The sequence below is a fragment of the Methylobacterium sp. P5_C11 genome (assembly GCF_054049775.1).
Window position 1 is genome coordinate 28,026 of sequence record NZ_JBFULS010000024.1, and the last position, 26,518, is coordinate 54,543.

General features: G+C 71.7%; 26 protein-coding genes. 13 read left to right on the forward strand and 13 right to left on the reverse strand.

The window, feature by feature from the left end; genetic code table 11:
• Window position 1: 1 nt before the first annotated feature.
• From ACXJKQ_RS14530 to ACXJKQ_RS14545, 4 genes are all read right to left on the reverse strand, one after another.
• Window positions 2-1,513, reverse strand: a complete 1,512-nt coding sequence (locus ACXJKQ_RS14530) for a L,D-transpeptidase family protein (protein ID WP_457106434.1) — start codon at window positions 1,511-1,513, stop codon at window positions 2-4.
• A 255-nt stretch (window positions 1,514-1,768) separates the two neighbouring features.
• Window positions 1,769-2,500 carry a DUF1796 family putative cysteine peptidase gene (locus tag ACXJKQ_RS14535; protein WP_457106435.1) on the reverse strand — a complete coding sequence of 244 codons (732 nt, stop codon included), beginning with the start codon at window positions 2,498-2,500 and terminating at the stop codon, window positions 1,769-1,771.
• A complete protein-coding gene (locus tag ACXJKQ_RS14540; RefSeq protein ID WP_457106506.1) occupies window positions 2,497-3,459 on the reverse strand; it encodes an acetyl-CoA carboxylase carboxyltransferase subunit alpha in 963 nt (320 codons plus the stop codon). Before ACXJKQ_RS14540 ends, ACXJKQ_RS14535 begins: the two co-directional genes overlap by 4 nt.
• 302 nt (window positions 3,460-3,761) lie before the next feature.
• Window positions 3,762-3,911 carry a helix-turn-helix transcriptional regulator gene (locus ACXJKQ_RS14545; protein WP_457106507.1) on the reverse strand — a complete coding sequence of 50 codons (150 nt, stop codon included), beginning with the start codon at window positions 3,909-3,911 and terminating at the stop codon, window positions 3,762-3,764.
• Between ACXJKQ_RS14545 and ACXJKQ_RS14550 the strand changes: the two genes are divergently transcribed.
• Window positions 3,841-4,617, forward strand: a complete 777-nt coding sequence (locus ACXJKQ_RS14550) for a hypothetical protein (protein ID WP_457106513.1) — start codon at window positions 3,841-3,843, stop codon at window positions 4,615-4,617. The two genes, ACXJKQ_RS14545 and ACXJKQ_RS14550, sit on opposite strands and share 71 nt — an antisense overlap.
• Here the strand turns inward: ACXJKQ_RS14550 and ACXJKQ_RS14555 are convergent.
• Window positions 4,566-5,939 (reverse strand): PleD family two-component system response regulator, encoded by a 1,374-nt coding sequence (locus tag ACXJKQ_RS14555; RefSeq protein ID WP_457106436.1) that lies wholly within the window; start codon window positions 5,937-5,939, stop codon window positions 4,566-4,568. The two genes, ACXJKQ_RS14550 and ACXJKQ_RS14555, sit on opposite strands and share 52 nt — an antisense overlap.
• 170 nt (window positions 5,940-6,109) lie before the next feature.
• A complete protein-coding gene (locus ACXJKQ_RS14560) occupies window positions 6,110-6,481 on the reverse strand; it encodes a response regulator (protein ID WP_007560977.1) in 372 nt (123 codons plus the stop codon).
• A gap of 80 nt (window positions 6,482-6,561) precedes the next feature.
• On the opposite strand from ACXJKQ_RS14560, the gene ACXJKQ_RS14565 reads away from it, so the two are divergent.
• Window positions 6,562-6,858, forward strand: coding sequence for a DUF3572 domain-containing protein (locus tag ACXJKQ_RS14565; protein ID WP_457106437.1), 297 nt, complete (start codon window positions 6,562-6,564; stop codon window positions 6,856-6,858).
• A gap of 22 nt (window positions 6,859-6,880) precedes the next feature.
• Here the strand turns inward: ACXJKQ_RS14565 and ACXJKQ_RS14570 are convergent, their stop codons facing one another.
• Window positions 6,881-7,795 (reverse strand): cell envelope integrity EipB family protein, encoded by a 915-nt coding sequence (locus tag ACXJKQ_RS14570; RefSeq protein ID WP_457106438.1) that lies wholly within the window; start codon window positions 7,793-7,795, stop codon window positions 6,881-6,883.
• A gap of 91 nt (window positions 7,796-7,886) precedes the next feature.
• The gene (locus tag ACXJKQ_RS14575; protein ID WP_457106439.1) at window positions 7,887-9,755 is read right to left on the reverse strand and encodes an ABC transporter ATP-binding protein; all 1,869 of its coding nucleotides are present in this window, start codon (window positions 9,753-9,755) and stop codon (window positions 7,887-7,889) included.
• Between the two features lie 284 nt (window positions 9,756-10,039).
• Here ACXJKQ_RS14575 and ACXJKQ_RS14580 point away from each other — a divergent pair, with 284 nt between their 5' ends.
• On the forward strand, window positions 10,040-10,426 hold the full coding sequence (locus ACXJKQ_RS14580; RefSeq protein ID WP_457106440.1) for a helix-hairpin-helix domain-containing protein: 387 nt from the start codon (window positions 10,040-10,042) through the stop codon (window positions 10,424-10,426).
• 242 nt (window positions 10,427-10,668) lie between these two features.
• Here the strand turns inward: ACXJKQ_RS14580 and trpB are convergent, their stop codons facing one another.
• Window positions 10,669-11,910 carry a tryptophan synthase subunit beta gene (gene trpB / locus ACXJKQ_RS14585; protein WP_457106441.1) on the reverse strand — a complete coding sequence of 414 codons (1,242 nt, stop codon included), beginning with the start codon at window positions 11,908-11,910 and terminating at the stop codon, window positions 10,669-10,671.
• A 142-nt stretch (window positions 11,911-12,052) separates the two neighbouring features.
• Here trpB and msrA point away from each other — a divergent pair, with 142 nt between their 5' ends.
• Window positions 12,053-12,769, forward strand: a complete 717-nt coding sequence (gene msrA / locus ACXJKQ_RS14590) for a peptide-methionine (S)-S-oxide reductase MsrA (protein WP_457106442.1) — start codon at window positions 12,053-12,055, stop codon at window positions 12,767-12,769.
• A gap of 135 nt (window positions 12,770-12,904) precedes the next feature.
• Here the strand turns inward: msrA and ACXJKQ_RS14595 are convergent, their stop codons facing one another.
• Both ACXJKQ_RS14595 and ACXJKQ_RS14600 read right to left on the reverse strand, forming a co-directional pair.
• Window positions 12,905-13,846 carry a prephenate/arogenate dehydrogenase family protein gene (locus ACXJKQ_RS14595; RefSeq protein ID WP_457106443.1) on the reverse strand — a complete coding sequence of 314 codons (942 nt, stop codon included), beginning with the start codon at window positions 13,844-13,846 and terminating at the stop codon, window positions 12,905-12,907.
• Window positions 13,839-14,954 (reverse strand): pyridoxal phosphate-dependent aminotransferase, encoded by a 1,116-nt coding sequence (locus ACXJKQ_RS14600; RefSeq protein WP_457106444.1) that lies wholly within the window; start codon window positions 14,952-14,954, stop codon window positions 13,839-13,841. The genes ACXJKQ_RS14595 and ACXJKQ_RS14600 overlap by 8 nt, the downstream gene beginning before the upstream one ends.
• A 162-nt stretch (window positions 14,955-15,116) precedes the next feature.
• Between ACXJKQ_RS14600 and ACXJKQ_RS14605 the strand changes: the two genes are divergently transcribed.
• The 7 genes from ACXJKQ_RS14605 (at window position 15,117) to cysC (ending at window position 20,804) form a co-directional block, all read left to right on the forward strand.
• Complete coding sequence (locus tag ACXJKQ_RS14605) at window positions 15,117-15,413, forward strand: hypothetical protein (RefSeq protein WP_457106445.1); 297 nt, start codon at window positions 15,117-15,119, stop codon at window positions 15,411-15,413.
• A 134-nt stretch (window positions 15,414-15,547) separates the two neighbouring features.
• Window positions 15,548-15,715, forward strand: coding sequence for a hypothetical protein (locus ACXJKQ_RS14610; RefSeq protein ID WP_457106446.1), 168 nt, complete (start codon window positions 15,548-15,550; stop codon window positions 15,713-15,715).
• 81 nt (window positions 15,716-15,796) lie between these two features.
• Window positions 15,797-15,976, forward strand: a complete 180-nt coding sequence (locus tag ACXJKQ_RS14615; RefSeq protein ID WP_457106447.1) for a hypothetical protein — start codon at window positions 15,797-15,799, stop codon at window positions 15,974-15,976.
• Window positions 15,977-16,444: 468 nt separating this feature from the next.
• Window positions 16,445-17,650 carry a homoserine O-acetyltransferase MetX gene (metX, locus tag ACXJKQ_RS14620; protein WP_457106448.1) on the forward strand — a complete coding sequence of 402 codons (1,206 nt, stop codon included), beginning with the start codon at window positions 16,445-16,447 and terminating at the stop codon, window positions 17,648-17,650.
• 17 nt (window positions 17,651-17,667) lie between these two features.
• Window positions 17,668-18,378 carry a methionine biosynthesis protein MetW gene (gene metW / locus ACXJKQ_RS14625; protein ID WP_457106449.1) on the forward strand — a complete coding sequence of 237 codons (711 nt, stop codon included), beginning with the start codon at window positions 17,668-17,670 and terminating at the stop codon, window positions 18,376-18,378.
• Window positions 18,379-18,979: 601 nt separating this feature from the next.
• Entirely contained in the window at window positions 18,980-20,101 is a 1,122-nt protein-coding gene (locus ACXJKQ_RS14630) for a hypothetical protein (RefSeq protein WP_457106450.1), read from the forward strand.
• 82 nt (window positions 20,102-20,183) lie between these two features.
• Window positions 20,184-20,804: an adenylyl-sulfate kinase gene (gene cysC, locus ACXJKQ_RS14635; RefSeq protein ID WP_457106508.1), complete on the forward strand. Its 621-nt coding sequence runs from the start codon at window positions 20,184-20,186 to the stop codon at window positions 20,802-20,804.
• Window positions 20,805-21,214: 410 nt separating this feature from the next.
• Here the strand turns inward: cysC and ACXJKQ_RS14640 are convergent, their stop codons facing one another.
• Both ACXJKQ_RS14640 and ACXJKQ_RS14645 read right to left on the reverse strand, forming a co-directional pair.
• A complete protein-coding gene (locus tag ACXJKQ_RS14640) occupies window positions 21,215-22,201 on the reverse strand; it encodes a catalase family peroxidase (RefSeq protein ID WP_457106451.1) in 987 nt (328 codons plus the stop codon).
• Between the two features lie 264 nt (window positions 22,202-22,465).
• Window positions 22,466-24,799: a transglycosylase SLT domain-containing protein gene (locus ACXJKQ_RS14645; protein WP_457106452.1), complete on the reverse strand. Its 2,334-nt coding sequence runs from the start codon at window positions 24,797-24,799 to the stop codon at window positions 22,466-22,468.
• 200 nt (window positions 24,800-24,999) lie between these two features.
• On the opposite strand from ACXJKQ_RS14645, the gene dapA reads away from it, so the two are divergent.
• Window positions 25,000-25,899, forward strand: a complete 900-nt coding sequence (gene dapA / locus ACXJKQ_RS14650) for a 4-hydroxy-tetrahydrodipicolinate synthase (protein ID WP_457106453.1) — start codon at window positions 25,000-25,002, stop codon at window positions 25,897-25,899.
• A 15-nt stretch (window positions 25,900-25,914) separates the two neighbouring features.
• The gene (smpB, locus tag ACXJKQ_RS14655; protein WP_457106454.1) at window positions 25,915-26,388 is read left to right on the forward strand and encodes an SsrA-binding protein SmpB; all 474 of its coding nucleotides are present in this window, start codon (window positions 25,915-25,917) and stop codon (window positions 26,386-26,388) included.
• The last annotated feature ends 130 nt before the right edge of the window (window positions 26,389-26,518 follow it).

The window sequence follows — 26,518 nt, forward strand, 5'->3', positions numbered from 1 at the left end:
GTCAGGGTTTCCTGGCCTCGGGCTCGCCCTTCCGGAGGGCGGGCTTTGCGTCCGCCTTCGCGTCGCCCTTCCCGTCTGCCTTACCCTCCACCTTGGCGGTCTTTACCGCGTGGGCCTTAGCGACCACCTTCGGCGCCACCTTCTCGGCGGCGTGGGCGAGCTTCACCGGCTCGGGTACGACCGCGGCATCGACGGCCGGGGTCGCGGGTGCGGCCGGGGCCGGCTTGTCCTTGGGGAAGAGCTGGCCGAACAGCTTCTGGTAGCTGCTCGGGTCGCCGTCGGCATCCGCCACCGCAATCCGGGCGGGCTTCTCGGCGAGGGCCGCCGTGGTCTCGACCTGGGCGCCGGGTTCGACCCGATTCGCCATCAGCGTCGTGGACGCCGGCTTCGCGGGTTCCCGCAGCCCGTGGGCCTTGCCGTCGGCCTTCGCGGCCCGGGCCGGGGCCGCCGGCTCGGCGCCGGCCATCATCACGGCCTGGCTCTTCGGGCCGACCTCGATCTCCTGCGGACCGGCAGCCAGGGTCTCGGGGCGGCTCACGTCGCCGAGGTTGTGCCGGCCGTATTCCTTGGCGTCGTAGGGCACCACCGTCTCGGTGCCGCCGAGGCTCGCGAAGGCGCTGGCGTTCTGCGGACGGAATACGGGGTTCTGGCCGCCGTCCTGATAGACCACCCGCACCGCCGGCGTGCCCTTGGCGACGAGTTCGGCGACGGCGCGCTCGTCGCGCTCGCGCTTCTCGGCCACCAGGGGATCGACCTTCGGCTTGCACGAGCCCGCCGCCGCATCGGCGCCGCCGAACACGTACTTGGTGCCGCACTGGCCGATCTTCGGCTCCTCGCCCAGGGCCTCGAAATAGTCTGACCCCTCCTTGAGGTTCTGCCAGAACCCGATGTTCGGGTCGTTGCGGAACTTGGCCATGTTCTGGGCCGTCATCCGGAACGGGTAGGACTGGAACTGGAAGCTGCGCTGGCCGCCGACGAAGGCCTCGCGGGCGATGGCGTAGATCTCCGCGATGGTGGCGTCGGTCATGGCAAAGCATCCCGCCGACGAGCAGGTCCCGTGCACCATCAGGTATTTGCCCGTACGCCCGTTGGCCCGGTCGACGGCATTCGGGAAACCGGTATCGAACGAGAGATAGTACGAAGAGTTGGGATTCATCAGGCCCGGGGTGATCGTGTAGAACCCCTCCGGCGCCTGCCGGTCGCCCTCCCGGGTCTTGGGGCCGAGCTGGCCGGACCAGCGGCAGATCGGGTAGGTCTTCAGCAGGGCGTAGCGGCCGTCGCCGCCCCGCTTCCAGACCTCCATCTCCGCCTCCTTCTTGTAGGCACGGATCAGGATCGGGTCGGATTGCTGCATCCCCTTGGTCTGCATCAGGGCGACCGTCTGGGGGGCGATCGGCGCGAGGCTGCGTGCGCTCGGGCCGTTGATCCCGGAGCCATCCTGGCAGGCGGCGAGCGACAGGGCCAGCAGGGACGCCGCCGCCAGCAGTCGCGCGGTCGCGAGACGCGCCGTCATGGGGAACCTCGATCGTCTTACGCGCGCCCGCGAGCCTTGCTGGCCGCGTCGGGTGCCACTCCCCAACCCAATAGGCTCGTTAAGCTTGCGCCTTCCTTACCGCAAGGACGCGGGCGCAACACTGCACCGCTTCTGCGCGACGCGAATCCCAGGATATTCATCGGAACGGGTCAAGGAAAAGCCCGAAATGCCCGTACCGAAGCCACGACGCAGGCGGGATCGTCTGTATTCCGCCTCTCGCGGAGGGCCGCCCGCTCAGCCGAACAGGACCGGCCGCCGCGCCGCCTCGGCGCGGATGATCGCCACCAGCGCGGCGTCGTCGGCCGGGTCGGCGAGCCGCAGGCCGACCGGCTCCGAGGGCGTGTGCACGGTGAGCCAGCGCAGGGTGGGCCGGAGGTCGGTCGCCTCGACCACCGCCACCGCCGGATGCCCGGTCTCGAGTTGCAGGAAGGTCAGATGGTTGCGGCTCGCCCGCTGCCCGAGCAGGTCGTCGATCGCCTCGATCACGTCCCGGGGCGTGTGGAGGTGGGTCATCATCCACAGGCGGTTGTCGGTACCCTTCGTGTCGAGCGCCGTGCGGATCCGGCGCACGCCCTCGGTCAGGAAGGCGTAATCCGCATCGTTGGCCGCCGGGTCGTGGTGGTTGAAGACGCATTCGAGCCCGTGCCGCTCGCGGTAGAGGCGGTGGCGCCCGCGCCAGATGTCGGGGCCGCGCCGCTCGGCCTCCGGGATGCTCTCCAGCTGGGCGCGGTCGACGAGCGCGGAAAAGTCGTCCGCGAGGCAGTCCCGGGCCATGCCGGGCATCGAGAAGATCCAGTCCAGCGGCCCCGACCAGTGGCGCAGGTCGAGGGTCTTGAGCACGTGTGCCATCTGGCAGTTGCAGCCGAGCGACACGTGGTTGTGCCGGCCGGGCTCCCGGGCGTCGCGCCGGCCGAGCAGGCGCCCGATCGCGCCGAACAGGCCCCCCGTCGCCCCGGGCTCGTTCACAGGCTCCGGCCGATCGCGAGAAATTTCTCCGCGCGCCGGTCACGGATCTCGTCGGCCGTGAGGCCATCGAACTGGGCGAGGGACTCGGCGATGGCATCGCCCGCGGCCCGGATCGCCGCCTCGCGGTCGCGATGGGCGCCGCCGGTGGCCTCCGGGACGATCGCGTCGATGACGCCGAGGCGCAGCAGGTCCTGGGCGGTGATCTTCATGGCGGTGGCGGCGTCGGAGGCGCGGCCCTGGTCGCGCCACAGGATCGAGGCGGCGCCCTCCGGAGAGATCACCCCGTAGATCGCGTGCTCCAGCATCAGCACGCGGTTGGCGGTGGCCAGCGCGATGGCGCCCCCCGAGCCGCCCTCCCCGATCACCAGCGCGACGTTGGGCACGCCCAGCGCGAGGCAGGCCTCGGTGGAGCGGGCGATGGCCTCGGCCTGGCCGCGCTCCTCCGCCTCGATGCCCGGATAGGCGCCCGCCGTATCCACGAAGGCGAGGACCGGCAGGCCGAACCGGTCGGCGGTCTCCATGAGACGCACCGCCTTGCGGTAGCCCTCGGGCCGGGCCATCCCGAAATTGTGGCGCAGCCGCGCCTCGGTGGTAGCCCCCTTCTCCTGGCCGAGCACCAGGACCGGCCGACCGCGGAAGCGCCCGAATCCGCCCAGGATCGCCGCATCCTCGCCGAAGCTGCGGTCTCCGGCCAGCGGGGTGAACTCGGTGATGAGCCCGCCGCAATAATCCACGAAGTGCGGCCGCTGCGGGTGGCGGGCCACCTGGGTCTTCTGCCAGGGGGTGAGATTGGCGTAGATCTCGGCGAGCGCCTGGCCGGCCTTGGCCTCGAGCCGGCCGACCTCCTCGGCGATGGAGACCGCGCCGTCGCGCGCGCCGACCGCCCGCAGCTCCTCGAGCTTGGCCTCCAGCTCGGCTACCGGCTTCTCGAAGTCGAGGTAGGTGCGCGTCACCGCCATCGTGCTCAAGTCTTCCCGGATCCGCCGCGCGGGGCGGCGGGCGCGAGGTGTTGGCGATGGCGGGGGTGGTGTCAACCGGCCTGAGGCCGGACGGCCGCTCTCTGTCGCCCCGCGACGCCTCTCGGATCAGGCGAGCGGGGGAGCACCACGCTGAGGTCATGGGCCTGCCCCACCCTGGTCCAGGGCGCCTGATGGTAGACCTTGTAGCCCCCGTTCCCGTCCGGCAGGAACGTTTCCCCCGACCGCGGGAGCCAGTCCAGGCTGACGCGGGCATAGGTCTCCAGGATGGCGCAGAGCGGCTTCTAAGCCGAGGGCGACTCGCCCATCACCGCCTGGAACAGGCGTCGGAAGTGAAACAGGCTCAGCCCGACATGCCGCGCGATGGCGGACAGGCCGATCTTCTCGGCCGGCGCCGGCTCGATCGCCGCCTCCAGCGGGGCGGCGCCCGACACCGGCGCCACCTTCGACGTCGCCGGCGTGACCGCCGCGGGCGCAACGATCAACACCTTCACCGACACGGCCACCGGCCAGGCCGGGACCGTTGCGCTCGGGTCCAAGACCCTCACGGTCTCCGGCGCCGCCGGCAGCTTCAGCGGCGGCATCGCCGGCACCGGCGGCCTGACGCTCGCCGGCGGCGCGCAGATCCTTTCCGGCGCGAGCCCCTACGCGGACTCCACGGTGGTCTCGGCCGGCACCCTCACCATCGAGAACGGCACGGCTCTGGGGGCTGCGGACGGTGCGGCGGCGACCGGCACCACGGTCTCCGTCGGCGCGGCGCCGGCCCCGCAGGGCGGGATCGCGGTGGGCGACGAGGCGCTGTCCTTCGCGGGCCTCGGGCTCGACGTCCCGGTGAACGCCCGCGGGCTGATCGGTTACCGGCGGGCGTTCGGGGACGTGGTGCCGCGCGCGCTGATGGCGTTCGCGGGGGAGGCGGCCGTTCACGATCGCGGGCAGCCCGATCGACCGGGACGCGCTCGTGGTCTCGGCGGCGCTGGAGGCGCGGATCGAACCCGGTTCGACCCTGGGAGTCGCCTATTCAGGTTCGATGGTGAGCCGGGCCGGCGCGCATGCCGTCCGCGGCAGCCTGAACCGGCGCTGGTGAGGCGTCAGGCGGCCTGCAACTCGACTCGGTTCCGCCCCGCCGCCTTGGCCCGGTAGAGGGCGAGGTCGGCACGCCGGAGCATGTCGCCGGGACCGAGATCCTCGCCGTGGCGCACGGCGACGCCGATCGAGACGGTCACCGGGACCGTCCGGGTGGCGGCCTGCACCGAGAACGGCACCGCCTCGACCCGCTCGCGGATGCGCTCGGCGATGCTCTGCGCCTCGACCAGCCCCGCCTCCGGCAGGATCACCACCACCTCCTCGCCGCCGTAGCGCGCCACGATGTCGATGGGCCGCGTGTGCTGGCGGACGCGCTCGGCGAAGCCGCGCAGCACCTCGTCGCCGGCCTCGTGGCCGAAGCTGTCGTTGATGCCCTTGAAGTGGTCGATGTCGAGGATCAGCACGGCGAGATGTGCCCGACGGGTGGCCTCGTCGCTGAACAGCGCGCCGAGATGGTTGTCGAGGTAGCGCCGGTTGTGCAGCCCGGTCAGCGCATCGGTCACGGCCATCTGCAGCGAGGCCTGCATCGCCCCCCGCAGCGCATCCGTGAAGCGCTTGCGCTTAACCTGGGTGCGGACCCGGGCCATCAGCTCGTTGCGGTCGACCGGGCGCATCAGGAAGTCGTGCACGCCGAAATCGAGGCCGCGGACCACCCGGGCGCGGTCATGTTCCTCGGCGATCATGATCAGCGGCATCGCCCGGGTCCGATCCAGGGACCGGAGCTGGCTGCACAGGCGCAGCCCGTCGAACTCCGCGAGGTCGAGGCTCACCAGGGCAAGGTCGAACGCCTCCTCGGCGGCGCGGCGCAGGGCCTCGTGCGGGTCGGTCTCGACCGTGACCGTGTGGTGCTGGCGCAGGGCGCCGGCGAGGCGCTCGGCCGAGCCGGGGCGGTCCTCGATCAGCAGGATCCGGGCATCGAGGCCGGTCTCGGCGGTGGCCAGCGCCAGGGGGTCGCCGATGCCGAATTCCCGCGAGGCCAGCGCGCGCTGGCGCAACTCGTCCGTCACCGCCTTGAGGCGCACGAGGCTGCGCACCCGGGTGAACAGGGCGGTGTCGTCCACGGGCTTGGTCAGGAAGTCGTCGGCCCCGGCGTCGAGGCCGCGCAGGCGATCCGCCGGCTGGTCGAGGGCCGTGACCATCACCACCGGGATGTGGGCCGTGAGGGGGTTGTTCTTGAGGTGCCGGCAGACCTCGAACCCGTCCATGCCGGGCATCATCACGTCGAGCAGGACGAGGTCGCAGAGGCCCTTCTCGCAGATCGCGATCGCGTCCCGACCGTTCATGGCGGCGAGCGTGTCGAAATATTCCAGCCCGAGCTTCGTTTCCAGAAGCCGCACGTTCGGGAACAGGTCGTCGACGATCAGGACACGGGCCGACATGCTTCCTCGTAAGGGCGCGGTGGAGCGGCCCGGACCGGGCACCCTGTGCCGTGGGAGCCCACCGCCGGGCAGCCGCATCGGCTCAAGCGGGCAGGACGGGACGGACGATTGAACCGCTCACCCGACCCGGCACAATCGGAGGTTCGGTTCAACGGCACGCCTCGCCGGTGTCATCGCGGTTCAAGATACGCCCGAACCGTTGCCAAAAACTTCGCGACCGAGATGGGCTTCGACAGGTAGGCCTCGCAGCCGCCTTCGCGGATCCGCTCCTCGTCGCCCTTCATGGCGAAGGCCGTGATGGCGATGACCGGGATGCTCTTGAGGTCGTCGTCCTCCTTGAGCCATTTTGTCACCTCGAGGCCGGAGACCTCGGGGAGCTGGATGTCCATGAGGATCAGGTCGGGATGATGCGCGCGTGCCAGCTCGATCGCCTCGATGCCGTGGGCGGTCTTCAGGGTCGCGTAGCCGTTCGCCTCAAGGAGATCGTTGAACAGCTTCATGTTCAACTCGTTGTCCTCGACGATCAGCACCGTCTTCTTCATGATCCGATGTCCCGGTGCGCGCCGATCATGATTAGCGGGCCGTGAAGCCCCTCCGTCACCTTTGTAGCGTTCACATGTTGATGAATGGCAAACCTCTTCAAGGGGATGAGTCCGCCGAACGGCTCGCCCTGGACGTTCTTTTGTGGATCACGGCGGAGGAGGACCGGCTCCTGCCCTTCCTGGCGGCGAGCGGGCTCGGCCCCGAGACCCTGCGCGCGAGCGTCGGCGAGCCCGCCTTCCTGGTGGGGGTCCTCGACCACGTGATGGGCGACGAGAACGTCCTCCTCGCCTGTGCGGGCGCCCTCGGGGTCAAGCCGGAGCGGATCGCCGCCGCCTGGCACCGGCTGTCGCCGCGCCCGGACGACGAATGGGCGTGAGTCGCAGCGGTCCCGCGTGCCCTCAGGGCGTGCAGCCCTTGCCGGCTTCCTTCGCGTCGGGCCGCCCCGCTTGCGCGTCGATGTCGAGGGTGGTCATGTCGCCCACGATGGCGAAATCGCCGTAATCGAGCTTGAGCGCACCGCTGACGCCGTTCTCGTAGAGGTCGAAGCCGAGGGTGTAGATCGGCGTCCGCTCCCCGGCGCCCTCGGTGTAGTAGCTGAGGCGCACCGGCCAGTGCGGCATGCCGGCGAGCGCCCCGTCGCGCAGGGGCTTGTCCCGGGACGAGTCCTTCGCCGGCGCCGGGCCGGTCTCCGTATGACCGATCACCGCGAAGGTGTCGTAGATCTTCCGGCCGTCGTCGGAGCCGTCGAAGACCTTGACCGAGAGGGTCGACTGGCCGGCCCGCGCCGCCTCGATCAGGCGGCGCATGTGCTCGCTCGGGAACAGCACCGGGCCGTCGACGGTGAACGGCTTCGGGCCGCCCTTCAGCTTCACCGTCACGGCGTCGCCCTGCTCGGAGGCGGTCCCGTCCACGGGGGCGGCGGGCTTGTTGTTGGTGAGCGTCGTCGTCTTGAACCGGAACTCGCGCCCCTGCCCGCCCTCGAAGGTGGTGCTGCGCATGTCGGACAGGCGCGTGCCGGTCTCGCCGGAGGACAGTTCCGTCACCTGCCGGGTCAGCATCGTGTAGCCGCGGCAGGCATCGCCCCGGAAGTCGATGACGATGCGGCCGCGGGCGCTCTCCACCGCGCGCGTGCCGCCCCCCTCGGCGAGGGACAGGTCGTAGACCGCCCGGTGATTGGCCAGGACGATCTCGGGGGCCGGGGCCGAGGCCTGCGGCTTGGCCTCCGGCTCGGGCGCGGCGGGTGGGGCCGCCCGGGCGCCCCAGGCGGAGACGACGAGACCGGCCGTCAGGAGATGCAGGAGGCGCAGGCGCATGGACAACCTCGGTTCAGCCCGCCGCAGATAGCAGGCTGTGGGAATCGGGCAATGTGTGCACGGCGCCGGGAGCGCCGCCGCGGGGCCGGGCCTACCGGTAGCCCTCCGCCTGCAGGGCGAACAGCTCGGCGTAGCGCCCGCCCCGCGCCATCAGGGCGGCGTGGCTCCCCTCCTCCAGAAGCCGGCCACCCTCCAGGACCAGGATGCGGTCGGCCATGCGCACCGTGGAGAACCGGTGCGAGATCAGCACCGCCGTCCGTCCCGCCGACAGCTCCCGGAACCGCGCGAAGACGTCGTGCTCGGCCCGGGCATCGAGGGCCGCCGTCGGCTCGTCGAGGATCAGGATGTCGGCCTCGCGCATGTAGGCCCGGGACAGCGCGACCTTCTGCCACTCGCCCCCCGACAGGTCGAGGCCGCCCGCGAAGCGCTTGCCCAACGGCTGGGCGTAGCCCTCGGGCAGGCGCGCGATCACCGGGGCGGCGAGCCCCCGGACCGCCGCGGCCGCGATGCGGTCGGCGTCCCCGGCGGCCTCGATGCGGCCGACCGCGACGTTCTCGCCCGCGGTGAGGTCGAACCGGACGAAATCCTGGAAGATCGCCCCGATCCGCGCCCGCAGCGCATCGAGGTCGTAGGCCGGGAGCGGCACGCCGTCGAGGAGTACGCGCCCCTCGTGCGGGTCGTAGAGCCGGGTCATCAGCTTGACGATCGTGGTCTTGCCGGCGCCGTTGCCACCGACCAGCGCCACGGTCTCGCCGGCCCGCACCGCGAAGGACAGGCCGCGCAGCGCCCAGGTCTCCGTGCCGGGATAGCGGTAGCCGACCGCCTCGAAGACCAGCCCCTCGCGGATCGGATCCGGCACCGGCACGGGCCGCGCCGGAGAGCGGATCTGCGGCCGGATCGCGAAGAAGGAGTAGAAATCGTCGAGATACTGGGCCTGTCCGGTAATCTGGGTCACCCCGAGGAGCAGGCCCTCCAGGCCGCCGCGCAGGCGCTGGAAGGCGCCCGCCAGGAAGGCGAGGTCGCCCACCGAGAACCCGCCCGCCACCGTCCGCCAGACGATCACCGCGTAGGCGGCGTAGTAGGCGAGGGTTCCGAGGCTCGTAAAGGCGAAGCCCCAGCCGGCCCGGGCGGTGGCGAGGCCCCGGTTCTCGGCGAGCAGCCGGCGCGCCGCCGTCCCGTAGAGGTCGGTCAAATAATCCGAGAGGCCGAAGAGCTTGATCTCCTTGGCGGTCTCGACGCTGGCGCCGAGGTAGCGCAGGTAGTCGATCCGTCGGCGCTCCGGGCTGCGGATCCAGGCGAGGCGGTAGCCGGCCTTCGTGAAGTGCCACTCGTTGAGGACCGCGGGCACCAGGGCGGCAGCGATCAGCACCACCAGCCAGGGGGTGAAGGCCGCCACCCCGGCCGCCAGGGTGGCGAGGGTTAGGAGCCCCTGCGCCTGGCCGAACACCGTGCCGATGAGACCGGTTCGGCCGCTGACCTGCCGCCGCGCCCGCTCCAGCCGGTCCTGCTGGGCGCTGTCCTCGAACTGCGCGAGGTCCAGGGCGGCGGCATGCGCCATCAGCCGCAGGGAGGCGGCGTTGGCGTAGAGGTCGCCGATCAGGGTTTCGGTGAGGGCCGCGAGGCGGCCGGTGAGGTCCGAGACCAGGGCGAGGCCGAACTCGGCCAGGACCAGCCCGGCGAGCCGCGCCCGGCTGGGATCGGCGAGCCAGTCCGCCGGCCCTGTCTCCGGGACCGGCCGGGCATGCTCGGCCACGATCCCGTCGAGGATCAGCTTGGCGAGATACAGCATCAGGACCGGCAGGCAGGCCGCCACGAGGCGCAGGGACAGGCTCGCCGCGAGGAGGCGGGGGCTGGCGGCGGCGATCTCCCGGAACAGGGTCGGCAGGTAGCGCAGGGCTCCGAGGCGCCCGCTCAGGCGCTCACGGGCTTCCCCACCGAGACGCGGTGCCCGCTCCGTCATCCCCTGGGGATCTCCCGCCGGGTTTCAGGGGCCGGTTGGACGTTACGCAAGGACAGCATTAACTGTAGCGGCATTTAGTTTTAATCCTCGTCGAGTGGTGCGTGCTCAGCGGTCCTGCAATCCTCAGAATTTCGGTCTTGCTCATCATTGCCGGCATACTCGCGGCAGTGGTGCAATTCCTGTTGCCTGGCCCGATGCCCGGACCGGCGACTCGGCCCGCCCCATCGACGGTCCCGTCGGCTCCGTTGCCGCCGGCAGAGCCGACGCCTTCCCCGCCTCCGCCCGTGCCTGACGAGCCCGCGCGCGAGCCGGCGGCCCCGGTCCGCACCATCCAGCCCCCCGCCAGCCCGGCTCAGATGCCGTCCGACGCCCAGGCCGCTCCCGACGTTCCGTCGATCCCGCCGGAGACGCAGGCTCAGCCGGAGGGCGCGGAATCGGCCGGTCAGGCCGAGGTCGACAGGGCGGAGGACAGCGCCGGCCCCCGGGCCTTGGCGGTCGTCGATCTGAACACCGCCTCGGTGGCGGAGCTGAATCGCCTACGGGGCGGGGGCGCCATCGGCCGGGCGATCATTGCCAAGCGCCCCTACGCGTCGGTGGATCAACTGCTGTCGAAGCGGGTACTCAGCCGGACGGTGTACGAGCGAATCAAGGATCAGGTGACGGTGCGGTGAGGCGGTGGCGGATTCTCCCTCCGCCGGTCGGCCGTTCGCCGGACGCCTTTCTCGAACGGGCCGGCCTGCGGCCCGGTCCGCGCGAGGGTGGCCGCTGGTCTCAATGTCCGGACGGCCCCGCCCCTGCCCGGCCGCTCCGGCTCCCGCTGATCCGCGCGGGCAACGCCGCACCGCTCACAGACGTCGAGGCCCGATGACGCCTCGGTGGCGGAACGACGGCCCGACCGAGGCCTGAGCCGCCTTCAGAGCTTCGTCCCGAAGATCTCCGCCACCTGCGGGATGTCCTTGTCGCCGCGGCCGCAGAGATTGATCACCATCAGGTGGTCGGTCGGGCGCTGCGGGGCCAGATCAATCACCCGGGCCAGCGCGTGGGCGGGTTCCAGGGCGGGGATGATGCCCTCCAGCATCGAGCAGAGCTTGAACGCCTCGAGGGCTTCCGTGTCCGTCGCCGAGATGTAGGTGACCCGGCCCGACTCGTGCAGCCACGCGTGCTCCGGCCCGATGCCGGGATAGTCGAGCCCGGCCGAGATCGAGTGCGCGTCGGCGATCTGCCCGTCCGCATCCATCAGAAGGTAGGTGCGGTTGCCGTGCAGAACCCCAGGTTTGCCGCCGGTGAGCGAGGCCGCATGCAGGCCGGAATGAACCCCGTGCCCCGCCGCCTCGACCCCGAAGATCTCGACCTCGCGGTCGTCCAGGAACGGGTGGAACAGGCCCATGGCGTTGGAGCCGCCGCCGATGCAGGCGACCAGCGAATCCGGGAGGCGGCCCTCCTGGGCGATCATCTGCTCCCGGGTCTCGCGCCCGATCACCGACTGGAAGTCGCGCACCATGGCCGGATACGGGTGCGGCCCGGCGACGGTTCCGATGCAGTAGAACGTGTCGGCGACGTTGGTGACCCAGTCGCGCAGGGCCTCGTTCATCGCGTCCTTGAGGGTTTTGGTGCCGGATTCCACCGGGATCACCTCGGCGCCGAGCATCTTCATCCGGAAGACGTTGGGGGCCTGCCGGGCGACGTCGACCGCGCCCATGTAGACGACGCACTTGAGGCCGAAGCGGGCGCAGAGCGTCGCGGTGGCGACGCCGTGCTGGCCGGCGCCGGTCTCGGCGATGATCCGCGGCTTGCCCATGCGGCGGGCCAGCAGGATCTGGCCCAGCACGTTGTTCACCTTGTGGGAGCCGGTATGGTTCAGCTCCTCGCGCTTGAAATAGACCTTGGCGCCCTGCCCGGACGGCGCCTTGGCGCGCAGGTGCTCGGTCAGGCGCTCGGCGTAGTAGAGCGGGCTCGGCCGGCCGATATAGTGGGTGCCGTAGCTGGCCATGTCGGCCGCGAAGGCCGGGTCGACCTTGGCGGCCTCGTAGGCGGCCTCCAGCTCCAGGATCAGCGGCATCAGCGTCTCGGCGACGAACCGGCCGCCGAAAATGCCGAAGCGGCCGCGCTCGTCGGGGCCGGTGCGGAAGGAGTTCGGTTCGGGGGCCATGGTCACGGGACGGATCCTGCGCGCGCGGAGGTCGATCTGTTGCCGGTGCGTAGACCCATGCGGGCGTGACCGCAATGCGGCGTCCCGCCCGCGTAACCGGATCGGGCCACGGGGCGAACACCCTGTCAGATTCCGGCAGGAGGACAGAATGGCTCGTCGCGATCGAATCCGCCCGCTCCTCGGGGCCGTCCTCGGGCTCGGCCTCGCCGGCGCGCTGCTGCTGCCGCGCCTGCCGGCCTTCGCCGAGGAGGCGCCCCGGCGCCTGCCGGAGGCCGCCATCCAGGCCGGCGAGGCGCCGGGCTCGCGCGTGGCGGTGTTCGCCGGGGGCTGCTTCTGGGGCGTCCAGGGGGTGTTCCAGCACGTCCGGGGGGTGAGCAGGGCGGTCTCGGGCTACGCGGGGGGCACCCGCGCGGATGCCGATTACCGGACGGTGAGCGGCGGCGGGACCGGCCATGCCGAGGCCGTGGCGGTCACCTACGACCCGGCCGCGATCCGCTACGATGACCTGCTGCGGATCTTCTTCTCGGTGGCGCTGGACCCGACGCAGGTGGACCGCCAGGGACCCGATACCGGCCGGCAATACCGCTCGGCCCTGTTCCCGCAGGATGCCGAGCAGGCGCGGGTGGCGCGGGCCTACATCGCCCAGCTCGACGCGGCCAAGGTCTATGCCCGGCCGGTCGCCACCAAGATCGAGCTAGGCGCCGCGTTCTACCCGGCCGAGGCCTACCATCAGGATTACATGGCCCTGCACCCCGGCCACCCGTACATCGCCGCCAACGACGCGCCGAAGCTCGAAGCCCTGAAGCAGCTGTTCCCGGAGCGAACGGCGGCGCGGCCGGTCCTGGTCAACCGCCCGCCGGCGTGAGCGCTCTCACCGTCATCACGAGCGCAGCGAAGTGACCCAGGGCAGCGCGACAGCCTTGAGCGTGGCGCCACCCTGGATTGCTTCGCGCCGCTCGCAAGGACGACGGTGCGAGCATCGCGAGCCGTCCAGACTTCCCTACTCTTCCGGCGGCCGCGGCCGGCCGAAATCCGGGGCCGCGGTCTCCTGGCCCTGCGCGACGATGCTGCGCCGGATCGCCCGGGTGCGGGTGAACATGGCGTGCAGGGCGTCGCCGTCGCCCCAGCGCACCGCCTTGGCCAGCGCCGACAGGTCCTCGTTGAACCGCCCGAGCATCTCCAGCACCGCCTCGCGGTTGTTGAGGAAGATGTCCCGCCACATGGTCGGGTCGGAGGCGGCGATGCGGGTGAAATCGCGGAATCCGCTCGCCGAGAACTTGATCACTTCGGATTGCGTCGCCGCTTCGAGGTCGGCCGCGGTGCCGACGATGTTGTAGGCGATCAGGTGCGGCAGGTGGCTGGTGATCGCCAGCACGTGGTCGTGGTGCTCGGCGCTCATCGCCTCGACATTGGCGCCCATGCCTTCCCACAGCGCCCGGACCCGCTCCACGGCTGCCGGGTCCGTGCCCTCGGGCGGGGTCAGGATGCACCAGCGGCCGTTGAACAGGGTCGCGAAGCCGGCATCCGGACCCGAGAACTCCGTTCCGGCGATCGGGTGGCCGGGGACGAGGGCGACACCCTCGGGCAGGTGTGGCCGGATCGCCGCCACCACGGCGCCCTTCACCGAGCCGACATCCGACACGATGGCGCCGGGCTTGAGATGCGGTGCCATCTCGGCGGCCGCGTCCCCGATGGCGCCCACCGGCACGCACAGGATCACGAGGTCGGTGTCGGCCGCGCCCTCGGCCGGGTCGCCCGTGACGACGTCGGCGATGCCGAGTTCGCGCACCCGTTCGCGCACGGCCGCGTCGCGGTCGACGGCCACGACCGTGCGGGCGAGGCCGTAGCGCCGCGCCGCCCGGGCGATCGAGGAGCCGATCAGGCCGAGGCCGACGATGGCGAGGCGTTCGACCACGGGCTCCGCCCTGGGCGTCTCAGGCATGATGGCCCCGCACGAAGTCGCCGAGCGCCGCCAGGAAGGCTTCGTTCGCCTCCGCGCCCGCCACCGTCACCCGCAGGGCGTTCGGCAGGCCGTAGGCGGTGACACGCCGGGTGATCAGACCGCGCTCGGTGAGGAAGGCGTCGGCGTCGGCGGCCGTGCGGCCCGGCGCGTCGGGGAAGTGGATCAGCACGAAATTCGCCACGCTCGGCGTGACGGTGAGCCCGAGCGCCCGGGCGCCCTCGGTGAGCTTCGGCAGCCACGCGGCGTTGTGGGCGGCGGCCGCCGCCATGTGCGCCTCGTCGCCGATGGCGGCCGAACCCGCGGCGATCGCCGGGCCCGAGACGTTGAACGGGCCGCGGATCCGGTTGACCGCGTCCACCACGTGGGACGGCGCCACCATCCAGCCGATCCGCACGGCGGCGAGCCCGTGGATCTTCGAGAAGGTGCGGGTCATCACGACGTTCTCGGATTCCAGCGCCAGCTCGAGCCCGGCCGAGTAGTCGTTGGCCCGGACGTACTCGGCGTAGGCGCCGTCGATCACCAGGAGCACGTGCGGCGGCAGGCCGGCATGCAGCCGGCGGATCTCGTCGAAGGGCAGGTAGGTGCCGGTCGGGTTGTTGGGGTTGGTGACGTAGACGATCCGCGTCCGGTCGGTGACCCGGGCCAGGATCGCGTCGACATCGACCGTGAGGTCGCGCTCGGGCGCCACCACGGGCGCGCCGCCCGAGGCCAGGATGGCGATGCGGTACACGAGAAAGCCGTGCTCGGAATAGATGCCCTCGGTACCCGGCCCGCCATACGCATAGGCGAGCAGGGAGAGCAGCTCGTCCGAGCCCGCGCCGCAGACGATCCGCTCGGGATCGAGACCGTAGCGCCTGGCGATGGCGGTGCGCAGCGCCGTGGCACGGCCGTCCGGATAGGTCTCCAGCTTGGCGGTCGCCTCGTGGAGCGCGGCGAGCGCCGCCGGGCTCGGGCCGAGCGGCGTCTCGTTCGACGAGAGCTTGTAGACCTTGCCGCCGCCGGGCCGCCCGCTCTTGCCGGGCACGTAGGTGTCGATCGCCAGGACGCCGGGGCGCGGTTCCGGACGGGCGGGTCGGGGGGCGGACATGGGAGGCGACTCGGGATTCGCGGGCTGGAGGGCTTGCGCGCCCGTCTACAACATTTCCCGTGCCGGTGAACCCGGCCCTCCGCGGCGCCGGTCCATGGCTCTCGCGGCCGCGTCGCCCTACTTCTCCCGGGCCACGCATCGGCCTGCGACAAGGAGAGCACCATGCCCCTCGAACGCTATCTGGACGGCGGCGCCCACATCCTGCCCGCCGACGAAACCCTGATCCGCTTCGCCATGACGAACGGCCAGCGGGTGATCGGGATCGACGTGCCGATCCCCGTCCTGCGCCAGCGCTTCGCGGGCGGACCCGACCTCGCCCCCCTCGACCTGTTCGCCCGCAACCAAGCGGCGATCGAGGCCGCCGCGAGTCGCGCCTACGACCGGACCGAGACGCCGAACGACCTGCTCGACATGGGACCGGAGGATTTCGACACGCAGCCAGCCTCGACCAAGCTCTGAGGCCGAGGATCCATCCGCGGCAAAACCGCGACGCGCAAATGTCGCGGGGCACTCGCCACGTTTCGGCCTGTTGATCCGGGAGAACGGGGGCGCGTCGGGCGTGCCGCGCCCCACAGCGCCTGGATGGATCGACGATGCCCGGTGACCTGATCCCCTGCAGCCTGTTCCTGATCGGGATCCTCATGTCGGTGGCTGCGGATTGCCGCCTGCGCCGCGTCGAAGCCGCGCCCTGGGCCAACGGCTGCATCACGGCCGCCGGCGCGGCCCTTGTCTTCGCGGCCTGCGCGACCGCGATGCGCTGAGGAACATCGGCCTCCGGCCCGGCTTTTCCAGCGGGAAGCGGGCGCCGCCCCAGGGTGCGCGGTCGGCTGGACGAGGTGGTGATGGTTTCGTTTCAGGCGGTGATCGGCTGCGGTCTCGTTCTCGCCGGGATCCTCATCGAGAGCGCGGCGAGCCGGCACTGGCGCGGCGGGATCCGCGCCGACCGGCTCGATGCCCGGGCCGCGCTCGCGCTGGGCCTGCCGGCGCTGGGGCTGGCCGTGATGGCGGCACCGATCGCGTGAGGGCAGGCGTTTAGGGCGCAGCCTCGATCCTGTGTCCGGGCACATTGGCGCCCGCGATGGGTGATTGGAGACCTTCGCCATCGCGGCGACAGCGCGCGTGGGACGCGCGTGGGAGATGTCCAGTGCGTGCCGTGTTGAACCGCGTTCCGGACGGTGCAGCGCGCTTGGTCGAGCCGCCTTGGCGGCGTACGCGACGCGCTCCGACCGGCGCATCGGCGGCTGTCCTTCGAGCGACCGCATCCGGCGGGACATCCCGTCTCTCCGATGCGCGCGACCCGGACCGAGCGGCCGCGTCCGCGCTGCGTCGGACGCGGCCAGACGGGCCTGACCCCCTTGCGCGCGTTGACGCTTGGCGTCCGGAGCATTACCTCCGGGGCTGCTGGCCGCGTCGGGCGAGTGCGGCGCGTCAGCCGGCACCCTGCTCTCCCGGTTCGGATCCGATCGGATACACGGTCGTCAAGACCCGCCATGGACACCCAACCGGACACGGCTCTGCGGCCGGACCCGATCGACGAGCCGTCGCGGCGCGCCTCCGAGCGCTCGCAGGCGCTCGACCCGAAGAGCCCGGTGGCACGCTTCTCCGCGGACACACCGCTGCTCACCGATGCGGGCGTCGAACTCGCGCCCTTCCAGATCGCCTACCAGACCGCCGGCACCCTCAACGCCGCCCGTTCGAACGCGGTGCTGATCTGTCACGCGCTCACCGGCGACCAGTACTTCGCCCACACCCATCCGGTGACGGGCAAGCCGGGCTGGTGGGAGACGCTGGTCGGCCCCGGCAAGCCGATCGACACGGACCGCTACTTCGTCGTCTGCTCGAACGTCATCGGCTCCTGCATGGGCTCCACCGGCCCGGCCTCGATCGACCCGGCGACGGGGCGGCCCTATGGCTTGAACTTCCCGCTGGTGACGATCCGCGACATGGTCCGCGCCCAGGCGATGCTGCTGGAGCGCCTCGGCATCCAGGATCTGTTCCTGTGCATCGGCGGCTCGATGGGCGGGATGCAGGTGCTGCAATGGGCCGCGCTCTACCCCGAGCGCGTCTTCGCCGCGATGCCGATCGCCACCGGCGCCCGCCACTCCGCGCAGAACATCGCCTTCCACGAGGTCGGCCGTCAGGCGATCATGGCCGATCCCGCCTGGGCGGACGGGCGCTACCTCGAGGCGGGCACGCGGCCCGCCAAGGGCCTGGGCGTCGCCCGGATGGGCGCACACATCACCTATCTCTCCGAGCCGGCCCTTCACCGGAAGTTCGGCCGGCGCTTCCAGGGCGGCTCGGCGCCGACCTTCTCGTTCAACGCCGACTTCCAGATCGAGAGCTACCTGCGCCATCAGGGCCTGAGCTTCGTCGAGCGGTTCGACGCCAACGCCTACCTCTATCTCACCCGGGCCATGGACTATTTCGACCTCGCCGAGGACCACGGCGGCGTGCTGGCCAACGCGTTCCGGGGCACCAAGACCCGCTTCTGCGTGATCTCCTTCACGTCGGACTGGCTGTTCCCGACCCGAGACTCGCGGGCGATCGTCCACGCGCTGAACGCCGCCGCGGCGCCGGTGGCCTTCGTGGAGGTCGAGAGCGACAAGGGCCACGACGCCTTCCTGCTCGACGAGCCGGCGATGTTCTCCGCCGCCCGCGGCTTCATCGACGCCGCCGCCCGGGCGCGCGGGCTGTGAGTGGCCGGCCGGGCAAGATGACGTTCGGCAAGATGCCCCTGGGCAAGGCCGCGCACCGGACCCCCTGGGAGCGGGCCGACACCCTGCCCCACGCGGTCGGGGGCGGCGGCGACCGGGTCGACCACATCGTGGTCCTCGGTCTCGTGCCGGCAGGCGCCCGGGTCCTCGATATCGGCTGCGGTGACGGCTCCCTGCTGGCACTGCTGCGCGACCGGCGCGGCATCGACGGGCGCGGGATCGAATTGTCCCGCGAGGGCGTCAACGCCTGCCTCGCCCGCGGCCTGTCGGTGATCCAGGGCGACGCCGACACCGACCTCGCCAATTACCCGGACGGCGCCTTCGACGTGGTGGTCCTGTCCCAGACCATCCAGGCGACCCGCAATCCCCGGGTGGTGCTGGAGCACCTCCTGCGCATCGGCCGGCAGGTGATCATCTCGTTCCCGAATTTCGGGCATTGGCGGGTCCGGTCCGAGCTGGCCTTCCGCGGACGCATGCCAGTCACCGAGATCATGCCGGATGCGTGGTGGGAGACACCCAACATCCACCATTGCACGATCCGCGACTTCGTCGGCCTCTGCCGCCTGATCGGCGCCCGGATCGAGCACGCCACGGCATTGGACGCCCGCGGCCGGCCGATGCGGTTCTCGATGCCGTGGTGGGTCTGGAACCTGTTCGGCGCACAGGGGGTGTTCCTGCTCCGGCGCGCGGACGCCGAGGCCGAGGGCTAGGGCGCGCCGCAGGGCAGCGATCGCCGATCGGGACCGAGACGGGTTTCCTCTCCCGAGCGGGCTCGAGGCCCTACACGGATCGCTCAGGCGCCGAGACCGTCAGGACTGCGCGTGGCTTTCCCTCCCCGTCCCGGGCAAGGGGTGGGGTGGTGCGGAAGGCACCCACACCGCTTGACCCGGCGCGCCCCGCCTCCGAGGCTTGCCCGCAACGAGAGGAGCGCGCCGCCTCAGCCGGTGGGGAAACGTCGTCGTCCGTCGGGGCTGCGCCCTCCGGTACTCGCATCGAGATCGGACCGAAGCCGCCTCGTCCCGCCATCCCGCGGCGGCCTGTCCGGTGCGGACGGCGGTGCGCGGTCCTCCGCCTCTGGAGCCGCCGGCTCCGAACGGTCACGCCGGGGCCGGCCGCCGCGTCCGGCATGTCCTGAAATAGAGCAGAAACGGAGCTTGGCTATTTCTGGTCGCGTTCCCGTGATCGGACCGTGATTACGGATTTGGCAGGCTCTTTCCCGAGACATCCGCGTCCTTGAGGGAGACGTGGATTGTGCTCTTCTGGGCTGAGACCTGGCCGCAATCACGCAGTCCAGCGAGGTCGACAGCACAGGTGCGCCGCGCGATCGTCCATATCGGCATGCCGCGAACCGGCTCGACCTCGTTCCAGGAGGTCCTGACCCGCCTCAGGCCGCGGCTCGACTCCGTCGGGATCTGCTACCCGGCGCTCGCGCCCCCCGGATCCCCGGGGAGCGACGACGTCAACCACTTCCGGCTCGGCCAGGCCCTGGACCGCCGCCGCCCCGCCGCGGAGCGCCGCGACGCCCTCGCACGCCTCGACGGGATCCTCGGCACCACCCGGGCGGACACCCTGCTCCTGTCCTACGAGGACTTCTCCGTGCAACGCCCCTGCTGGTCCGTGCCGGAGACCCTGCGGGCGCTCTTCGCGCGGCACGGCTTCGCCCTGGAGGCGGCGCTGGTGGTCAAGCCACAGGGGGAGCAGCTGGCCTCGGCCTACGCCCTGCGAACGCAGGTGGTCTGCGAAGGCCGAACCTTCCGCGGTTTCCTGCGCGGCGAGGGCGCGTCCGGGCGCTACGATTACGCGGCCCGGCTCGAACCCTGGCGGCGTGCCGCGGCGGGACGGGTCGTTGCCGTGCCCTACCGCGACCGCCGGTCCGAGGCGCCGCTGCTCCGGCGGTTGATCGACGGTCTCGGGCTCGGCGAGCGCCTCGCGCCGCTGATCGATCCGGCCGACCTGGACTATCGGACGAACCGGAGTTCCGGACCCGTCGCGGTCGAGGCCGCGCGCCGCCTGTACCGGCTCGGCGTGCACAGGCAGGTGATCGGGCATCCTCGCCGGCTCGGCCATTTCCTCGACGACTGGGCGTGGGCGCGGGGACTCGACGCGGATCGGTTCCGCGGAGACGATTCGGAGGGCCTGGTGCGGGTGGCGACGCGCTTCGCGAGCGCGAACGCCCGCTTCGCCGCATCCTGCTGGGGGCAATCCTGGGACGCGGTCGTCGCGCCCGCCCCCGCAGCCCCTCCGAACGAACTCGCCGCGCGCCCGATCGCGCCGGAGACGGAGGCCCTGGTCGATGCGCTGGTGACGGCCGCGACGGCGCACGCCGCCTTCCGCCCGCCGCCTGCCTGGCGGCGGCACGCGGCACACCTCCTGGAGGAGGCCAGGGAGCGCGTCGGCGACGCCATCGGCTTTCCGGTCTGGCGCGTGCCTTAGGCGCCGCATGCCGGACCCCCGACCACGCAGACTTTTCCGGACAACGGGCAGCCGCGCGCGGCGCATGCCCCAGGCGGTGGATATGGGCGTCGTGCAGAAGATCCCGACCGGCGTCACGTGGCACAGGCTCCAGCCCCGGGAAGAGCGCTGGGCGCGTCTCGGACAGCTGCCGGTGATCGCTTGGCTGACCGGCCTGTCGGGGGCGGGGAAGTCGACCCTCGCGGCGGAAGCCGACCGGACGCTCCTGGCGGCCGGCCGCCACAGCGCCGTCCTCGACGGCGACAACCTCCGCCACGGGTTGAACGCCGACCTCGCCTTCTCGCCGGAGGACCGCGCCGAGAACGTCCGGCGCACCGCCGAGGTGGCGCGGCTGATGGCCGAGGCGGGATCGGTGGTGATCGTCTCGCTGATCTCGCCCTACCGGGCCGACCGGGCGCTGGCGCGCCGGATCGCTGGCGACATCCCGTTCCTGGAGGTGTTCGTCGATACGCCGCTCGGTCTGTGCGAGGCCCGGGATCCGAAGGGCCTGTACCGGCTGGCCCGCGCCGGTCGCATCCCGGGTTTCACCGGCATCTCGGCGCCCTACGAGGCGCCGGAGCGGCCGGACCTGACCGTCCCCACGGAAGGCCGCAGCACGGAGGCCTGCGCCCGGGCCTTGAGCGTATTGCTGATGCGCTTGAGTCAGGCTGCCGAGGGGGCGTAGCCGCGATGTTCATGCATCCGGCTCGGGCACGGGCGCTGGCGGCCGAGCGCGACGCGCCCCCTCTCCCGTGCGGGAGAGGGTTGGGTTGAGGGGCGGGACGCGTCAGGATCGAGCACGCGGTCGACGGGCGGACCCGTCGCGCTGTCTGCGGATGCCGCGCATCCCTCACCCTCTCCCGCACGGGCCTCGGGCCTGCCCGAGATCCGCACCGAGGAGCCCCATTCGGGCACGCCCGACTCGGGTGGAGAGGGGACCCGCGCCCGGTCCCGACGCCGCGTTGCCAAGGGAGATGCGTGAATCCGCCAGGCCGCTACGAAGGGCACCGACAGGTGCGGCGCAGGTCGAACCCTGCGCGGCGTCGCGGCGATGGGCGTGCGATCGGCGATCCCGGCCGTCCGTGGCGGTGGGCGCTACTGCGAACGGCGGCTGAACGAGACCGCGTAGGCCTGGACGCGGGCGTCGATCAGCGGGTCGTCCGAGACCTCGATGCCGTCGGTGAGGTTGTTGGGCATGAACAGCAGCGCCTTCTCGGCCTCGGCGCTGTCGGGCACGACCTTGTTCACCGTCACGGTGCCGAGATCGACCGTCTTGCGGTCGTCCGGCCAGGCCTTCGTGGCGTCGTTCGTCGGGTCGCCCGGCTCGGCGAGCTGGGCCAGCATCCTGAATTGTGCCGGCGTCTTGGCGACCCGCGGGCCGATCTCGGCCATCAGGAAGTTCGGATCGCGCTTGGCCGCCTCCTCGGGCGGCAGGATCTCCTCGCCCTGCACCGGTACGAAGCGGAATCGGAACGGCTGCCGCTTGCCGGCGTCGTCGACGAAGAGGAAGGCGTTGACGCCGTTATAGGTCTGTCGGGCGAGGCTCGATGGGGTCTTGGCGGTCCCGCCCGCGGTGGCGGCGGCCGGATGGGCGGCGGCGAAGCGCTCCAGCGCGGTGGGATGCGCGGCATTCGGGCCGCTGTCGGCGACGGCCTTCAGGAGGTCGCGGAACTCCTCGCCCGTGGCGACGGGGAAGTATTTCAGCGCGTTGGTGACGACGTCCATCTCGGCGCCGTCGCTCAGCTTGAACTTGAGGGCGAGGCCGTGCGGGTTGGCGTCGGCGACGCCGTCCGGGATGGTCGGGACGCCGGTGGCGTCCGAGAAGCGGACCGTCACCGGCACGGCCGGCCCCTTGAACAGGGAGGCCTTGCTGATCTTGGCCGCCTCGGGCGACGGGGTGAAGCTGCCCTCGGCGACCACGCCCTTGGCGTGGTTGGCCCGCGCCCCCGGATGCTTGCCGAACAGCGTGTTCATCACGTCGATCGTCTGCTCGGCGGTGGAGGCCTCCTGGGCCAGGGCCGGGGCGGCGGCCACGAGCGCGGTGCCCAGCAGAAGGGCGAAACCCAATCTCGAACGCATCATGGGGGAACCTCTCGGCGGCGCGGGCTCTTGGCGGGCTCTTGGGAGCCGGTCAATGCGGAACGGCCCATCTTGTAGGGAGAGAAGGGCCAAAGGCACAACCGCAAGCTTCGCCGCGGCGGCGTGCGGGTTACGTCCCGGCGGCAGGCTGCTGGTCGAGAACTTCGTCTTTGCGAGCGGAGCGAAGCAACCCAGGGCAACGCGACGTCCGGCGGTCCGGCGCGACTGGGTTGCTTCGCTCCGCTCGCAAAGACGGTGTGGAGCTCGCTACCGCGCCCCGCGGTGGAGGTCGCCGTCGATCAGCAGGGCGCTGCGACTGTCGAGTCGCGAGCGGTAGACCTGCAGGTTCTCCATCACCCGCTGCACGTAGTTGCGCGTCTCCGTGAACGGGATCCGCTCGACCCAGTCGATCACATCGACGTCGCCCTTGCGCGGGTCGCCGTAGGCGTCGATCCACTTCTTCACGTTGCCGCCGCCGGCGTTGTAGGAGGCGAAGGCGAGCACGTAGGAGCCGCGCCAATCCTCCATCAGCTCGCCGAGATGGGCTTGGCCGAGCTTGGCGCAGTAGGCGGGATCGCTGGTCAGCCGGTCGACGTCGAACGCCGCCGCGACCCGGCGGGCGGTGCGCTGGGCGGTGGCCGGCATCATCTGCATCAGGCCCCGGGCGCCGACGCCCGACTGCGCCCGCGGATCGAACTGGCTCTCCTGCCGGGCGATGGCGTACACCATGGCCCGCTCCACCTGCGGCACCGCCGTGAAGGTCTCATAGGCGGGGATCCCGATCGTCGGGTAGGCGTGGGCGTCCAGCGGCAGGCCCCGCTGCACCGCGAGCTTGCCGATCGCCACCAGGGCGCGGGGGTCCTTCATGTCGGTGGCAAGGTCGCCGAGCGCCTGCAGTTCGCGCGGATCCGACAGGTCCCGGGCGGCGTCGATGTAGAGCGGCAGCGCCAGCTCCTTGATCCCGGCTTCGCCGAGCAGGCGCAGGGCGCGGATGTAGAGCCGCCCGTCGAAGGCCTGGCGCTCCGCGCCCTCGAGGTCGGCCGGCGCCCGCAGGGGCAGGCTGGTCTGGCCGAGCCGCGCCCGGGCCACCTGGCCGTAATAGGCGATCGGCTGGAGGGCCGCGCGCTCGTAGAAGCGCTTCGCCTCCTCCCCCTGGCCGAGGGCCTCGGCTGCCCGTCCCTGCCAGTAGGCGGCCCGCGCCAGCGAGATCGGGCTCTCCGCGACGGTGGCCATCCGGGCAAAATGCTGCGCGGCGGCGGCCGGATCGCCGGCGAAGCGCAGCGCGATCCAGCCGGCGTGGAACTCGGCCTCGATCCGCTTCTCCGGCGTGCGCGCCGCCTGCTGGCTCGCCACCGCGTAGGCGGTCCGGGCGTCGCCGAGGTCGAGGAGCTTGCGCGCCACGATCCGGCGCTCGATCCACCATTCGTCACCATCGACCAGCACGTCCGGATTGCTCGGCGCCGCGGCGAGCACGGCGGCGGCGGCCTCGGGCTTGTCGGCCCGGCGGAAATACTGCGCCCGGGAGAAGGTGTAGGAGGCGTCGCTGCGCAGCGACGGCGGCACCGCGGCGAGCGCGGCCGCGGCGCCGGAGGACTTGTCCTCCACGGCCCGGCGGGCGCGCACGAGGCTGGCATAGGCGCCGCCCGCGTAGCCCGCGGCCCGGCCGGCGCTCTCCCAATCGTCCTTCAGCAGCGCCCGCTCCATCCGGTAGCGGTGGTCGACCCGGGTGAGCGTATCGGGGAAGGCGTCGAGCACCTTCGCTTCCAGGCTCCGCCCGAAGCTCTCGGTGCGCCAGAGGTCGCGGACCATCTCGGCGGCGTCGGCCTCGGAGCCCTCGGCGCGCAGCGCGAGCGCCAGGGCGAACTTGCCCGGCGCGCTCGCCGGCTTCGCCGTGGCGAAGAAGGCCCGCACCGTCGCGGGGGATTTCCGCTCGGAGAGCAGCGCCTCCTCGGCCCGGCGGCGCAGAAGCGGGCCGGCCGGCCAGTCCGGATTGGCCCGGACGAACGCCACCGTGCGGTTGAAGCCGATGCCGGCGCCCGCGCGGATCGCCACCCATTCGAGCAGCGCCTTCGCGGCCGGATCGGTGAAGGTGTCGCGCATCCGGTCGCCGTCGGCGACCCGGCCCTTGCGATAGAGGTCGATGGCGCCGCGCAGCAGCGTCGGGTCGGTGTCGCCGGAGATCTTCGGCCGCGCGGGATCGGGCACCTCCGGCACCGGCGCCGCCGGGGTGACGGCGGCGTCGGGCAGCGGGAAGGCCACCGGGGCGTCGGGATCGGCGGAGGCGTAGGCCGAGGCCGCGGCGGGCAGCGCCCGCGCGGGTTCCTCGCCCTTGTCGTCGCCGCCTGAGGCGTGGACCGGGTCGAGCTTCAGGGCGTCGGCGGCGACCGGGTCGGCGGCCTTCTCGGCCTGCGCCCCCCGGACCTGCGCGGTCGAGAGGGCGGCGTCGCTCGCGGGCGGCGCGGGCTGTGTGGCCGGCGGCGTGGTCGCGGGCACGTCCGGCCCAGCTGGGCCGGCCAGCGCGACGCCGACGGTGGCGAGGAGCGCGGCGGCGGTGAGGGACGTGCGCTTCGGGGCCGGATGCGAGGCCGCGGATCGGATCACGATTTCCCCCTGCTGATCGCCGGAGCGGGAAAGACCGAGGTTGAGGCCGCGACCATTAAGATCGCGTTAACCGTCGTCACGATCTGTTTGCGCGCCGTGGCGCGACCGCCTATGTCTGCCGGCCCGTGCCCGTACGATGCGGACCACGCGCGGCACCGAGACCGCCGAAATCCCAGTTGAGACCCCTTGGGACGCCTGAGATGACCGAGATGACCGGGAGCCGCCTGCGGGGCTCGCTCACCGCCCTTGTGACGCCCTTCCGCGACGGGGCCTTCGACGAGGCCGCCTTCCGGAAATTCGTGCGCTGGCAGATCGAGCAGGGCAGCCACGGCCTCGTGCCCACCGGCACCACCGGCGAGAGCCCGACCCTCACCCATGCCGAGCACGACCGGGTGGTCGAGGCCTGCATCGACGAGGCGGGCGGGCGCGTGCCGGTCGTGGCGGGCGCGGGCTCCAACTCCACCGCGGAGGCGGTCGAGCGGGCGCAGCACGCCGAGCGCGCGGGCGCCGACGCCGTCCTGGTGGTGACGCCGTACTACAACAAGCCGACGCAGGCGGGCCTCTACGCCCACTTCAAGGCCGTCAACGATGCGGTCGGCATTCCGATCATCATCTACAACATCCCGCCGCGTTCCGTCGTCGACATGAGCGTCGAGACGATGGCCCGGCTCTTCGAATTGAAGAACATCGCCGGCGTGAAGGACGCGACCGCCAAGATCGACCGCGTCAGCCAGCAGCGACAGGCCATGGGTGCGAGCTTCATCCAGCTTTCGGGCGAAGATGCGACGGCGCTCGGCTACAACGCCCAGGGCGGCCACGGCTGCATCTCGGTGGTGGCCAACGTCGCCCCGCGCCTTTGCGCCGACCTGCAGGAGGCGACGCTCGCGGGCGACTACGCCAGGGCGCTGACCCTCCAGGACAAGCTGTTCCCCCTGCAAATGGGTCTGTTCGCCGAGGCCAACCCGGCGCCGGTGAAGTATGCCCTGTCCCGGCTCGGTCACATGACCGACGAGCTGCGCCTGCCGCTCGTGCCGGTGACCGAGCCCACGAAGCGCATCGTGGACGAGGCCCTGCGCCACGCCGGCCTTCTGGTCGACTGAGGGAAGTCACGCATCATGGCCCCGAAACCGGAGCCCAGTCGGCGCATCGTCGCCGACAACCGCGCCGCGCGCTATCACTACACGATCGAGGACACCCTCGAGGCCGGCATCTCGCTGACCGGCACCGAGGTGAAGTCCCTCCGCGGCGGCAAGGCGACGATCGGCGAGGCCTATGCCGGCCCCTCCGGCAACGACCTGATGCTGTTCAACGCCTACATCCCGGAATACCTGGAGGCCAACCGCTTCAACCACGACACCAAGCGCCCGCGCCGGCTGCTCCTGCACCGCCGCCAGATCAACAAGCTGATCGGCGCCACCCAGCGCCAGGGCTACACGGTCGTGCCGCTGAAGATCTACTTCAACGACAAGGGTCGCGCGAAGGTCGAGCTGGGGTTGGGCAAGGGCAAGCAGGCCCACGACAAGCGCGAGGCCGCGAAGGAGCGCGACTGGCAGCGCGACCGGGCGCGGCTGCTGCGCGACCGGGGCTAGATCCGAAGCGAGCACGCCGCCTTTCAGGGGCAGCTTCCGCGCCGCGTCATCACGAGCGCAGCGAAGTGACCCAGGGCAGCGCGACGTCTGCGAGCGTTACCGCTGGATTGCTTCGCTGCGCTCGCAAAGA

Coding starts and splice junctions, on each gene's coding strand:
- ACXJKQ_RS14550 (WP_457106513.1), top strand. CDS start 3,841: ATGGCGGACAGGCCGATCTTCTCGGCCGGCGCCGGCTCGATCGCCGCC.
- ACXJKQ_RS14560 (WP_007560977.1), bottom strand. CDS start 6,481: ATGAAGAAGACGGTGCTGATCGTCGAGGACAACGAGTTGAACATGAAG.
- metX (WP_457106448.1), top strand. CDS start 16,445: ATGGACACCCAACCGGACACGGCTCTGCGGCCGGACCCGATCGACGAG.
- ACXJKQ_RS14610 (WP_457106446.1), top strand. CDS start 15,548: ATGCCCGGTGACCTGATCCCCTGCAGCCTGTTCCTGATCGGGATCCTC.
- metW (WP_457106449.1), top strand. CDS start 17,668: ATGACGTTCGGCAAGATGCCCCTGGGCAAGGCCGCGCACCGGACCCCC.
- cysC (WP_457106508.1), top strand. CDS start 20,184: ATGGGCGTCGTGCAGAAGATCCCGACCGGCGTCACGTGGCACAGGCTC.
- smpB (WP_457106454.1), top strand. CDS start 25,915: ATGGCCCCGAAACCGGAGCCCAGTCGGCGCATCGTCGCCGACAACCGC.
- ACXJKQ_RS14555 (WP_457106436.1), bottom strand. CDS start 5,939: ATGTCGGCCCGTGTCCTGATCGTCGACGACCTGTTCCCGAACGTGCGG.
- ACXJKQ_RS14575 (WP_457106439.1), bottom strand. CDS start 9,755: ATGACGGAGCGGGCACCGCGTCTCGGTGGGGAAGCCCGTGAGCGCCTG.
- ACXJKQ_RS14595 (WP_457106443.1), bottom strand. CDS start 13,846: ATGCCTGAGACGCCCAGGGCGGAGCCCGTGGTCGAACGCCTCGCCATC.
- ACXJKQ_RS14600 (WP_457106444.1), bottom strand. CDS start 14,954: ATGTCCGCCCCCCGACCCGCCCGTCCGGAACCGCGCCCCGGCGTCCTG.
- ACXJKQ_RS14640 (WP_457106451.1), bottom strand. CDS start 22,201: ATGATGCGTTCGAGATTGGGTTTCGCCCTTCTGCTGGGCACCGCGCTC.
- ACXJKQ_RS14570 (WP_457106438.1), bottom strand. CDS start 7,795: ATGCGCCTGCGCCTCCTGCATCTCCTGACGGCCGGTCTCGTCGTCTCC.
- ACXJKQ_RS14530 (WP_457106434.1), bottom strand. CDS start 1,513: ATGACGGCGCGTCTCGCGACCGCGCGACTGCTGGCGGCGGCGTCCCTG.
- ACXJKQ_RS14615 (WP_457106447.1), top strand. CDS start 15,797: ATGGTTTCGTTTCAGGCGGTGATCGGCTGCGGTCTCGTTCTCGCCGGG.
- dapA (WP_457106453.1), top strand. CDS start 25,000: ATGACCGAGATGACCGGGAGCCGCCTGCGGGGCTCGCTCACCGCCCTT.
- ACXJKQ_RS14565 (WP_457106437.1), top strand. CDS start 6,562: ATGAATGGCAAACCTCTTCAAGGGGATGAGTCCGCCGAACGGCTCGCC.
- ACXJKQ_RS14605 (WP_457106445.1), top strand. CDS start 15,117: ATGCCCCTCGAACGCTATCTGGACGGCGGCGCCCACATCCTGCCCGCC.
- msrA (WP_457106442.1), top strand. CDS start 12,053: ATGGCTCGTCGCGATCGAATCCGCCCGCTCCTCGGGGCCGTCCTCGGG.
- ACXJKQ_RS14540 (WP_457106506.1), bottom strand. CDS start 3,459: ATGGCGGTGACGCGCACCTACCTCGACTTCGAGAAGCCGGTAGCCGAG.